The organism is Streptomyces sp. 378, assembly GCF_030124145.1.
Lineage (GTDB): Bacteria > Actinomycetota > Actinomycetes > Streptomycetales > Streptomycetaceae > Streptomyces.
In genome coordinates this window covers 1-11,190 of the sequence record NZ_JASKMS010000064.1, presented here as the reverse complement: position 1 = coordinate 11,190, position 11,190 = coordinate 1, and the positions used below count along the sequence as shown (strand labels likewise).

8 protein-coding genes and 4 pseudogenes are annotated in these 11,190 nt (G+C 67.9%); 6 read left to right on the top strand and 6 right to left on the bottom strand.

Translation table 11 applies throughout. The features are described from left to right. Window positions 1-689 (top strand): transposase (locus QNO09_RS39195; RefSeq protein ID WP_283975000.1); only part of this gene is annotated, 689 nt, incomplete at its 5' end. 118 nt (window positions 690-807) lie between these two features. Here the strand turns inward: QNO09_RS39195 and QNO09_RS39190 are convergent. After that, window positions 808-1,329, bottom strand: coding sequence for a hypothetical protein (locus QNO09_RS39190; RefSeq protein ID WP_283974999.1), 522 nt, complete (start codon window positions 1,327-1,329; stop codon window positions 808-810). A gap of 205 nt (window positions 1,330-1,534) precedes the next feature. Here QNO09_RS39190 and QNO09_RS39185 point away from each other — a divergent pair. After that, a pseudogene (locus QNO09_RS39185) lies at window positions 1,535-2,129 on the top strand (IS6 family transposase). Window positions 2,130-2,499: 370 nt separating this feature from the next. On the opposite strand, the gene QNO09_RS39180 reads toward QNO09_RS39185, so the two are convergent. Both QNO09_RS39180 and QNO09_RS39175 read right to left on the bottom strand, forming a co-directional pair. Beyond that, entirely contained in the window at window positions 2,500-3,666 is a 1,167-nt protein-coding gene (locus tag QNO09_RS39180; protein ID WP_283974998.1) for an IS630 family transposase, read from the bottom strand. A 72-nt stretch (window positions 3,667-3,738) separates the two neighbouring features. Beyond that, a complete protein-coding gene (locus tag QNO09_RS39175; protein ID WP_283974997.1) occupies window positions 3,739-4,734 on the bottom strand; it encodes a VOC family protein in 996 nt (331 codons plus the stop codon). 67 nt (window positions 4,735-4,801) lie between these two features. On the opposite strand from QNO09_RS39175, the gene QNO09_RS39170 reads away from it, so the two are divergent. Both QNO09_RS39170 and QNO09_RS39815 read left to right on the top strand, forming a co-directional pair. Then, window positions 4,802-5,413: a TetR/AcrR family transcriptional regulator gene (locus tag QNO09_RS39170; RefSeq protein ID WP_283974996.1), complete on the top strand. Its 612-nt coding sequence runs from the start codon at window positions 4,802-4,804 to the stop codon at window positions 5,411-5,413. Between the two features lie 336 nt (window positions 5,414-5,749). Further along, a complete protein-coding gene (locus QNO09_RS39815) occupies window positions 5,750-7,759 on the top strand; it encodes a diguanylate cyclase domain-containing protein (RefSeq protein ID WP_502962420.1) in 2,010 nt (669 codons plus the stop codon). Here the strand turns inward: QNO09_RS39815 and QNO09_RS39160 are convergent. The 3 genes and pseudogenes from QNO09_RS39160 to QNO09_RS39150 form a co-directional block, all read right to left on the bottom strand. Continuing rightward, window positions 7,733-8,059 (bottom strand): annotated as a pseudogene (locus QNO09_RS39160) (IS1380 family transposase); the annotation flags it as partial. The gene QNO09_RS39815 and the pseudogene QNO09_RS39160 overlap by 27 nt on opposite strands. Continuing rightward, window positions 8,013-9,002 carry a reverse transcriptase N-terminal domain-containing protein gene (locus QNO09_RS39155; protein ID WP_349637027.1) on the bottom strand — a complete coding sequence of 330 codons (990 nt, stop codon included), beginning with the start codon at window positions 9,000-9,002 and terminating at the stop codon, window positions 8,013-8,015. The gene QNO09_RS39155 and the pseudogene QNO09_RS39160, both read right to left, overlap by 47 nt. A gap of 637 nt (window positions 9,003-9,639) precedes the next feature. Continuing rightward, window positions 9,640-10,208 (bottom strand): annotated as a pseudogene (locus QNO09_RS39150) (transposase); the annotation flags it as partial. Window positions 10,209-10,223: 15 nt separating this feature from the next. Between QNO09_RS39150 and QNO09_RS39145 the strand changes: the two are divergent. Next, window positions 10,224-10,337 (top strand): annotated as a pseudogene (locus QNO09_RS39145) (transposase); the annotation flags it as partial. Between the two features lie 268 nt (window positions 10,338-10,605). Further along, the coding region (locus QNO09_RS39140; RefSeq protein ID WP_283974995.1) for an IS3 family transposase at window positions 10,606-11,190 on the top strand (585 nt) is incomplete at its 3' end.

Genomic DNA, 11,190 nt, shown 5'->3' with positions numbered 1-11,190 from the left:
ACCACCCGGCCGTCACCTGGCTGCTGGAGCGCTACGGCTCCCCCGCCGCACTGCGCAAAGCCGACCGGCGCAGGCTCGTCGAGCTCATCCGGCCCAAGGCCCCGCGCATGGCCCAGCGGCTGATCGACGACGTCTTCGAGGCGTTGGACGAGCAGACCGTCGTGGTCCCGGGGACCGGCACCCTCGACATCGTCGTGCCCTCCCTGGCCGGCTCGCTCGCCGCTGTCCACGAACAGCGCCGGGCCCTGGAAGCCCAGATCAACGCCCTGCTGGAGGCTCACCCTCTTTCCCCGGTCCTGACGTCGATGCCCGGCGTCGGTGTCAGGACCGCCGCCGTCCTGCTGGTCACCGTCGACGACGGCACCAGCTTCCCGAGCGCCGCCCACCTGGCTTCCTACGCCGGACTCGCCCCGACCACGAAGTCGTCGGGGACCTCGATCCACGGCGAACACGCACCCCGAGGCGGCAACCGTCAGCTCAAACGCGCCATGTTCCTTTCCGCCTTCGCCTGCATGAACGCCGATCCCGCCTCCCGCGCCTACTACGACAAGCAACGAGGCCGCGGCAAAACCCACACCCAGGCCCTCCTCCGCCTCGCCCGCCAACGCATCAGCGTCCTGTTCGCCATGCTCCGAGACGGCACCTTCTACGAACCCCGCACGCCCGCGGACGTCGAGCTCGCCGCATGACCCCAGCTAGACCGAATCACCGCAAACCCGACAGGGATGTGTTGACGAAGGACATAGAGGCACCCCCCTTCACCGCACCCGACAGCAGCCCACCGCCCGAGAGTCGGAACAAACCGGTTCAGGCGGCATCGTGGATGACAAGCTTGAACTCGGCGAGGGTCAACAGACGCGGGATGGCGTCGTTGTGCGTGACACGGAGCGCAACCGGGGTGCCCGGATCGACGAAGACGCCGTGGTTCTTGACGTAGTACTGGCCGCCGGGCGTCGGCGTGCGGTGCTCGGTCGCCGTGGTGTCGTTGGGATTGGGCGTCAGGCCCAGCGGGTCACGTACGTACTGGTCGCGCAGCTCGGTGTAGCCGGCCGTGCCGCTGGCGGACTCCCACTGGATCATCGCGTGCAGGTGGCCCCAGCCGGCTTTGGACGGCCAGATCAGGCCGCTACGGTCGTCTGTCGCCCAGTCACTCACCACATAGCCGTCCGGCTGGACGGCCTGGTGCATCTCGAATCGGTCCGTCGATTCCGCCGCTCCGAAGGGGAGGCGGACGATCTTGTACCCGGTGCCCGGCGAGATCAGTTGAGGTGTATCTACCTTGAGGGAGCAGACCTGCACTCCGGCCGCAACGCCACCATCCGTAGCCATAGTTCAGCACTGCCCGTAGTCGGCCGACGACATGCCTACGCCGATGCAGACCGAACAGCTTCGCACCGTGACGCAAGTGCGTGGGGTAGAGGCAGATGGCTCCGGGGGCCTGGCCACCGCCTGCTGAGTACTCGACTGGGCGCTGTCGCGTTGGTTGACCGGGTGGGATGATCTTCTGGTTGGATCGTGCTGGAGGGGGCTGTTCGTGGGGGCCGTGTCGCTGTCGTACAAGGGGCACCGGTACCCGGTCGAGGTCATCTCCCACTGCGTGTGGCTGTACTACCGCTTCCCGCTGTCGTTCCGCGAGGTCGAGGAGCTCATGCTCGAGCGGGGGATCGTCGTCTCGTACAAGACGGTGCGCCGCTGGTGCGCCAAGGTTCGGGCAGCGGTACGCAGGCGTGCTGCGCCGCCGGCAGCTCCGGCCTGGTGACACATGGCACCTGGACGAGGTCTTCATCAAGATCAACGGAGAGCAGCGGTACCTGTGGCGGGCCGTCGACCAGGACGGCAACGTCCTGGACATCCTCGTGCAGGAGCGCCGGGACAAGGTCGCGGCCAGGCGTTTCTTGCGCAGGCTGCTGAAGAAGACCGGTGCGGTGCCGCGGGTGATCGTCACCGACAAGCTCCGCTCCTACGGCGCGGCCCATCGCGAGGTCATGCCCTCCGTCGAGCATCGGCAGTCGAACTTCCGGCCCCGCCGTCATCTGATCCCCGTATCCGACTATCAAGCCGAGATGACCGTCCGACTCGCGATCTGGGAGCAGATCACCGGCGTCGCCGGCCTGCCCACCGCGCCGTGAGCACACAGCCGGAACCCGACTCCTCCACGCCCCGGCACACCGTCAGACACCCCCACATCCAGCAACATGACAACGCCGTACCGCGGGTCGGGGCCTGGGGCGTCTACGGCACGAGAACGTCCTCCGGTCGAGGCGCTGCAGGGTCAGTTCACCGCCAAGATCTCCACGCTGAGCGCCCGGAGTCTTTTCGCCGATCCGAGCGTTGCGTCGCCGGCTGCCCGCGGGCAGCCGGCAGGTCAGCGCCCTCCGCATAGCGCCGCCCCTCTCGCGGCAGTAGGCGCACCGGCCGGGCCATCTGCCTCACCGTCAGAGCCCTGCTCGCTCGTGACAAGCCTTAGTGGTCGGCGCAGGAAGTCCTTCGGGGGGTTGATCATGCTGGCTGGGCGGTGGAGGATTCTGCCTGGTGATCGGCGGTGTGCCGGTCGAGCCTAGCCAGCAGATCGTCCAGGTCGGAGGTGGTGAACTTCCACTGGAACGGCTGTGCTGTGGCGTTGTAGCGGTCTTCGAAGGCTCGGAGCCGGTCCCCGACCTGGGCAAGGTCGGTGAAGTCGTTGGGCGAGACGACCTTGCGCTGCACGACGGAGAAGTAGATCTCCACCTGGTTCAACCAGGAGGCGTGGACTGGGGTGTGGACCATGACCGTGTTCGGGAATGCCTTGGTCAACCGGTCGGCGGCTTTCTTGCCGCGGTGGGAGGAGCCGTTGTCGACGATCCAGAACACGCGCTTGGCGCTGGCGTAGGGCTCGCGGCTCATGACCTGGGTGACCAGATTCATGAACGGGGCGATGCCAGTGCGTGGTTCGGTGCGGCCGAACACCTTCGCGTGGTGGACGTCGCAGGCGGCCAAGTATGCCACCGCGCCACCGCGGCCGTAGGTGTGGTTGACGCGCATGGCGCGGGCCTGGCCGGGGGCGAGGGTGGGATGGCAGCGGCAGCGGGCCTGGATGGAGGTCTTCTCGTCCGCGCTGATGACGTACTCGTCTTCGCCGAGCGGTCTGCCGTGCCAGGTGCGGGCATACAGTTCCAGCATCCGCTGGGCCTTGGGGCGGAAGTCGGGGTCGGTAATGAAGATCCAGAAACGATGCTGCCAGGGCTTGAGCACATCCTGAGCGAGCCATCGGCGCACAGTGGAGGCGGACAGGAAGGTCGCTATGCCGCGCGCGATGGCCTCGCGTGCCAGTTCCGGTGCCGACCAGCGCGAGATCGGCACCCCGCTCTCGGCGGGCAGTCGGCACGCCAGTGCAGTGACCGAAGCGGCCTGTAATGCGGTGAACGCGCCGGGACGGCCGGAGCGCTTGCGATCCGCCAGACCCTCCAGGCGCGCTTCGGCGAACCGGCCCCGCCACCTGCGCACGGTGTCGAGGTGCAGTCCCGTCTGACGGGCGATACGCGCGTTGGAGCGTCCACGCGCCGCGTGCAGCACGATCTGCGCGCGCATCCGCAGCCGGTGCTCAATCTTGTGACCGCAGGCCGCCTTCTTCAGCCAGTGCCGCTCGGCGGCGGTCAGGGATATCGAGCGGGCCAGAGCAACGGGCATCAGGCGAAGGCCGATCGGGAGAAGTGGATCACGACGGACCGCTCACCGGGGCCGTCCTGCCGTGCTGAGTGGTCACCGGCGTACCTGGCTCGCCTCGCGGAAGATGATCGCGGCGCCGAGCGCGGACGCGGCGGGTACGAAGATGTTGCCTGAGTCGGTTCGGCTGAGTGGGAATCCGTTGTCGTGCAGAAGCTTCCGGGTGGCGGCGAGATCGCGCACGGCGACCGCGTAGGCGACGAACGCGGGGACTGCGGGGGCGTGTTCGCCTGGCAGGACCGTCGAGAGCTGGGAATCGGACACGAGCGTCAGCCGGGCGCCGTCAAGGTCGAAGAACCGCGACGGCCCGTCGGCCTGCGCCGGGCTGCCGAGGTAGTCCTGGTACCTGGCCCCAGTGGCGTCGAGGTCGGCTTCCGCCACACAGGTCACGACCTCGACGAGGTCGAGGGCGCCGTTGGGGTGGTCCAGCTGCCGAGCAGCTTGCACCAGCGGGTCCAGGTCTGCGACGACCCCCACCCTTCCCTCGGCCACCGTCCCCGGCCTCACGGCCGGTTCACGGCTGTCGATCTCCAGATAGCGGACGGACTCCGTGCGGGTTCCGTCGGCGGTCTCCACGGCACGGTTGACGGTGTTGACTCCGCCGTGCGCCACGCGGGCAGCGCTCAGTCGTGCGGCGGCGGCGTCGATGTCGGGCGAGGAGAACATGAGGATGTGCAGGCCCTCGAAGCGTTGGAGGGACGCTGCGATATTGGCGCTGGTGCTGCTGATGCGTTCCACAAGTTGGGGCAGCAACTCGGCCGGAGCCCGCAGGGGGACGAGTTTCGCCTCGCTGGGGACCCGGATGGCCCCTCCCTGCGGCACGCAGGTGACGAGCTCGACGAAGTTGCGCGGGAAGTCAGCGTGAGTATTCGCCGTGCCGAACGGCTCCGGGGCGGCCCCCTTGCTCGGGGCCATCGCGGGGTAGGCCGGCGGTGCCAGGGTGAAGCCCAGCCGCCGGTAGAGGTTGAGGGCCTCGCCCATGTCGCTGACGACGTGGCCTACGTGGTGTAGACGTCCGATGTCGTGGCTCATGCCGACCACCGTAAAAATAGCTCAACCGTTTGGTCAATCTATTTGCCGCTCGCGTACCATCGGCCGGGTGGACGCGGAGCACATCGACGGTCGGAGTCTTCGTTACCAGCACCGGCGGCCTGAACTCCTAGACGCCGTCGCTGACTACGTCCTGGAGCACGGCGTCAGCGGCCTGGCAATGCGGCCGCTGGCCGGCGCGATCGGGGTGAGCCATGGGACGCTGCTGCATCACTTCGGCTCCAAGGAGAACCTGCTCACGGAGGTGATCGAGCTCCTCCGGCGACGGCTGGCGGAGGCCGCGGACCTCGCCGATTCTCCGCGCGATCTGACGAGCCTGACGCGCTGGTGGCGGACCACCACCGCCCCGGGTGACATGGCCGCCTACCGACTGCTGTTCGAAGTGCACGCCCTGGCGGTACGGGAGCCCGAACGCTACACCCGCTACCTCCAGCGGGCCGCCCACGACTCACTCGCGCTGATGGAGAGCCTGGTAGTGGCCGAAGGGTGCCCGGCCGATCAGGCGCCCCTGGTGGCCTCAATGATCGTGGCGCAGGCGCGCGGCCTCCAACTCGACCTGCTCGCCACCGCGGACCGGGACCGGGTCGACCGCAGCTTCGAGCTGTTCGTCGACCTGATCGGCCGACTCAGGCTGACCTGGCGCCTGGAGGAGCGGGCGTAACGGCTCAACCGCGGATGAGGAGGGAGCCGGCCTGTTTGGCGCTGCGCATGCTGGGCTCGGTCTCTATCTCGCCGCGCCCAACAACTAACGCACCGGCATGCACGGCCCTGGCGCCGGAGTCAACCCCCGAAGGATTTCCGGAGCCGACCACTTAGCTTCTGCAGCTGACCTCCGACGGGCAGGGTGTCAGCCTCCGGGAGCTCGTCCGTTTTTTAGGTGAACTTACCGCTTTTCATGGGGATGGGCGGTAGACATCCTCCTATCCTCTTATCCGGCACGAGCAGACAGACACGGTGTGCCTGCCCTCTTTGGGCTCGATGACCGTCGGGGGTTCGCATGAGGCCAGGACAGGCCGGTTGGTGGGGCTTGTTACGCGCCGTTCGTATCGTCTGGTCATGGGCGGCATGTGGGTGGGGCAAGGCTCTGTGGCTGGGATGCGTGCTTGCCGCCGCGGTGAGCGCGAGCGCGACGGCGGCGCTGTTGATCCCCGTCGGCGTAGGAGTGCCGGTTTCGCATGGTCTGGCCGCCCTGTCCCTGCTTGGGCGTGCCAGGACGGTTACCGGAAGGGTGCGTCTTCGCCTCGCACTCTTTGCGGGTTCTTTGGCAGCGGGTGGCCTTCACCACCTCGTTGTCAATCAGCTCCCTTCCTCTCGAGGGGGGCCCGCTGGTGGGTTCCACGTCGTCCTCCAGGTGTTGGCGGTCACCGGAATCGTCCTGTGTCTGGTGGTCGCGATCGCCGGACTGGTGATCGCGGTTGCGGACCGCGGGGCGAGGCTGGTCTGGCTGCGGCGAGTCCTGGACGGATGGATGATCGCCGGCTCCCTGCTCACCCTGGGCTGGGTGCTGCTGCTGCATCGTGCCGACCAAAGCGGCGATGCCTTCGGGTCCTTGCAGGATCTGGCACGCGTGGTGACGGACGTCCTGGTCTTTGGACTTGTGGTGGCACTGCGCTACTCCATGGAGCGTCCTGAGCGCACTGCCACAACGGTAGCCGCCTTGGCCATCACCGTGTTGACCGCAAGCGACATGCTGCGCATCCTCATGCCGGCCCCCGGCACCTGGTACGGCATTCCTTGCGCGGCGGCCTGCTCGATCACTGGCCTGCTCCTCATCGCCGTTACCCCATGGCTGGCCGGAGGCACCAGCGTCGCGGACGTCGACCAGCGCACTATGCCCGTTGTCGGGGTCGTGGCCGCTTTCGTGCCCGTGGCCGTCTGCGTCCTGGCCTTGACAGCTCACACCATGGTCGGAGGCCGCACCGACATGGTTCTGCTGGTCCTGGCGGGTTTGCTGCCTATCTCGCTCGGTATCCGCCAGGGCATCATCCACGCCGATCACCTGCGTATTACTCGCGAAGCCACCACCCGGGAGGCGCTTTACCGCACCTTGGTCGACGGCACCCGCGACGTGATCACCATCGTCAGCCTGGACGGCCGCGTGCTCTACGTCAGCCCTGCCGCTCATCACGTCTTCGGTTACCGGCCCGAGGACCTGCTGGGTGCCCGTCTGCCCCTGTACTGCCACCCCGACGACCTGACGCCACTGATGCAAGCAGTCCAGACGCTGCGGCAGGAAGCCGCATCAGGCATCCGCAATCCGGGCCGCCGCCTGTCCTGCCGGGTCCGCCACGCCGACGGATGTTGGCGCCACGTCGAATCGACGGTCAGCCACCACACCGAAGGAATGATCTTCAGCAGTCGCGATGTGAGCGACCGGGTCACCCAGCGGGAACAACTCGAGCACCTGGCCTTCCACGACGCGCTCACCGGACTGCCCAACCGGGCCCTGTTCGCCGACCGAGTCGCGCATGCTCTGCGGAAGCGAACCACTCACGCAGCCCCACCCGCAGTGCTCTTCATGGACCTGGACGGCTTCAAGGCTGTCAACGACTCGGCCGGACACGCGGTGGGCGACACTCTCCTCATCCACGCCGCCCGTCGGCTCCAGGCATCCGTACGGGCTGAAGACACCGTGGCCCGCCTCGGCGGTGACGAGTTCGCCGCCCTCCTGGAGGGAGAGGCCGGGACACACCCCTCACGCGCCAAAGACGTCGCCGAGCGAATCCTGTCTGCCCTGACACAGCCATACCAGATCGCAGGCAAAGAGGCACTCGTCTCAGCCTCCATCGGCATGACACTCGCCCTCCCAGGCGTCACACCAGACGAACTCCTCCGCCAAGCCGATGAAGCCATGTACGAGGCGAAGAGAGCAGGCAAAGGCCGCATCCGCATGCACATCCCCCAGCCCCGCCAAACCGGCCACAGTCCATCACCCGAGGCCCGCCAGACAGCCACTCCCCTCCAGGCGCCAGACGAACCGGCTGCGCACGGCGGGTGTCCACGCTGAGGCGGGAATCTGCAGGACGGCCTGGTGGCCGGCGTCGGTGGTGGTCATCCCGACCGAGTACGACAGCCACCGCCCGCGCCAGGCGAGCCAGGCGAGCCAGGCGAGCCAGGCCACGAACTCGTGGGTGCCGCCGCCGGAGTCGGTACGGATCAGCGTCTGACGCCCCCGCCGGAGCCGTTTCGGCATCTGGGCCAGGGCCAGTTTCGTGGCTTCCATGTGGTCGGCGGCGGTGTTGTCGGGTAGCCCCAGCGCATTACTGCGCCGGGGCCCCCTCAGAACCGTGCTTGCCCGCTTTCCAGGCACACGGCTCAAGCAAGCCCCAAAGGCTCGCGGGCAGGCAGAACTGCTGGTCCCGGTGCACGGGCGGCGATGCGCCGTCGCGCGCAGTGGGCGTGCATGAGGCAGCGTACGGTGTCGTCCGGCGGGCGGCCGTCCTCGGTGCCGAGCGCCGTGCGGCGGATCGCCTTGCGGACGGCGGTGAGCCACTGCTCCCACTCGGTGGGACTTTGCGGCTCTTGATCGGCGTGCAGCAGCAGAGTGCCGCAGCCGGGACAGCGGCCGTGCTGCGCGTGTAGCAGCCGCCGAGCTGGCGCAGAAGACGGTCGTGGTCGATGCGGTCGAACGCCGCTGCCAGGTCCGCGTCGAGAATCCACCGGCGGTGCGGGTTCTTTCCCCCGACCGCGTTGAAGATCGCCTCGATCGCGTCATGGCAGCCACGGCCGGGCCGAAAACCGTACGACTTCGGCTCGAACCGTGCCTCCCACTCGGGTTCCAGCGCGTTGAGGGCCCGCGCCTGGAGAGCGCGATCAACGATCACCGGGATGCCGAGCGGGCGCTGTTTCTTCCCTCCTGCCTTGGGGATATGCACCCGCCTGACCGGCCGGGCCCTCCACGTGTCGGCGGATCGCTGCATCCAGTCGGCCGGTTCGGCCTTGCCCTGGGGCAGCAGCACCACCTTCCCGTCGATCCCGGCGGTCGTGCGGCCAGCGTTGATCTCCGTGACCCGGCGCACGCTGAGCAGCGTGTTGGCGCGGGAGCGGAGCATCAGCTTCTGCAAATTGCGGACCCTTTTCAGGTCCCCTGCCTGCGATGCCGTGAAGATGCGTTGCCGAAGTCGCCGTACGTCGTCTTCGACCTGCTGCCAGTCGACGGCCAGCCAGTCGGTGATCTCGTCCTCAGGTCCGTTCACCGCGGCCTCAGCTGGGGCGTCCAACTTGTCCCTCGGTTCGGGGTGTTCGAGCATCTGGTCTCCACAGACTCACCTGACCCACGTCGGCACCCTTTCGAGTTCGGGCACGTGCCCGTATCCGGCCGGTTATGCAGGGCGATCGGCGAAGGGCCGAATGTGTTGCCCCGTCTTCCCGCTGCCTTTCAGCTGCCGGCGTTCGCTTCTTGGGCCATCCTGTTCCCGCCCGGGGGCTGGGCTTTCCTCGCAGTCGGCTCACCGCTCAGTCACCTGAGCGGACCCCGTCGGGGTTTCCACGTTCCACACAGTTGAGATACGACCGGGGTGGGCGCCCCCTATACCCCGGGGACGGTGGTGTCCTCCCGGTCGGCGGTTCGCTGTCCGACCGGCACCCGCCGCTTCTCAGCGGCCAGTCCCTGCACTCCGCTGAAGACTTCCGTCTGGCGGAGCCCAAACGTGACGAGGCATCATCAGGGGTTCACTTGCGTTCACCCGTCCGGTCTTCCCCTCGCCTGTGGCCCCCGGACGGATCGGGAACCCTTGGGCGTCTTCTTCGAGCTCCGCACCCCACCGTTACCAGTGACGCACGTCGAAGCGGGGACGGGCCTTGGACACTGGCCCGGATCTACACCTTCGACATCAGTCGAACCTCCAATCGGTGCAACCACTCAAACTGTGCGACCTCGTGTCGCACGGAGCCGACGTTGCCGGGCCGCAGCAGGCCCACGACCGGCTCGCCGGACCCGCCGCGGCCGTGGTCGACGAACCCCATCAGCGGGTGGTGCCCGAAGGTCTTCTTCCAGGTGGCGGCGGCGTCCTGCTTCTCGGAGTGCGCCAGGACGAGGACCCCGTCGAGGTCCACGATCACCTGCCCGTCCGCGTCCGGCGCGGCGTTCCCGGCCAACCGCCAGACGTGTTCACGCACTTCGGCACGGGCGGTGCGCAGCGCGGCCAGAACCCGCTTGCCGCCCGAGGCCAGCTGTCCGACCAGGCGAGAGACCGTCGGGTCGGAGGCCACGGCCCGAACACGGCCGGCTCAGCCCGCAACAGGGCCACGTCGGCCAGGCAGTCCCCGCCCAGCGCGACGGCAAGCGCCACATCGGGAAGGATCTTTCCCGGATCGTGCACCGCCCGAGGCTTGCGCCACGGCTCAAGCGCCGCCGATATCGCCGCATCCAGACCGGTCTTGCGGGCCGTCTCGACCAGCAACACCGCACCCTTGCTCAGTGAGGTTCCCCTCGTAGCGTGGAGCCCTGACAGCAGGGAAAATTGAGTGTCATGGCGGAGAAGCGTCGGAAGTTCACGACGGAGTTTCGTGAGGGGGCGGTACGCATCGTGACGGAGACTGGGAAGCCGGTTCCCGAGGTCGCGAAGGACCTGGGGAACAACGAGACGACCCTGGCGAGCTGGGTCTCGCGGGCGAAGCGGGCCGAGAAGGCCAGGCCAGGACCAGGATACGTTGATCGCCCGGCTGACGGCGGAGAATGCGGCGCTGAAGAAGGAGAACAAGGAGCTGGAGATGGAGCGCGATGTCCTCAAAAGCTGCATGGTCCTGTGGGTGAAGTAGCTGCGGCGGACCCGGCCGCCGTGGCCGGGGTGATCAGCGACAACAAGACCGAGCACAACATCCCGCACACCGTCTCGTGCCGCGCCCTGGGGCGTGAGCGAGTCATGGTTCTACAAGTGGCGCGACCGGCGGCCCACCGGGCGTGAACTGCGCAGGCAGCGGCTGGCCGACGAGATCGAGGAAATCTTCACCGAGTCCGGCGGCACCTACGGATCACCGAAGATCTTCATCCTGCTGGTCCGCAGGGGATGGCGCATCTCGGTGAACACCGTCGCGAAACTGATGGCCGAACTCGGCCTCGCTGGCCGGGTGGTGAGACGCCGCGGCGGGCTGACCAGGCCGGGCAAGCGGCCGGCCGCCCCGGACTTCCTCCAGCGGGACTTCACCGCCGAGGAACCCGACCTCGTCTGGGCGGGCGACATGACACAGATCGTCACCGAGGAGGGCAAGCTCTACCTCGCCACGGTCATCGACCTGTTCTCCCGGCGCCTGCTCGGCTACGCGATGGGCGCCCGGCACGACGCCGAGCTGGTGGTGGCCTCACTCAACATGGCCGCGGCCACCCGGGGCGGCGACGTCCGCGGCGTGATCATGCACACCGACAGGGGCAGCGAAGGCGGATTCAACTGGTCGTCGCAACACCTTGATCACGGAGGTATGCGATGGGACGAGACCGGA

Coding starts and splice junctions, on each gene's coding strand:
- QNO09_RS39175 (WP_283974997.1), bottom strand. CDS start 4,734: ATGAGCCACGACATCGGACGTCTACACCACGTAGGCCACGTCGTCAGC.
- QNO09_RS39815 (WP_502962420.1), top strand. CDS start 5,750: ATGAGGCCAGGACAGGCCGGTTGGTGGGGCTTGTTACGCGCCGTTCGT.
- QNO09_RS39190 (WP_283974999.1), bottom strand. CDS start 1,329: ATGGCTACGGATGGTGGCGTTGCGGCCGGAGTGCAGGTCTGCTCCCTC.
- QNO09_RS39180 (WP_283974998.1), bottom strand. CDS start 3,666: ATGCCCGTTGCTCTGGCCCGCTCGATATCCCTGACCGCCGCCGAGCGG.
- QNO09_RS39155 (WP_349637027.1), bottom strand. CDS start 9,002: ATGCTCGAACACCCCGAACCGAGGGACAAGTTGGACGCCCCAGCTGAG.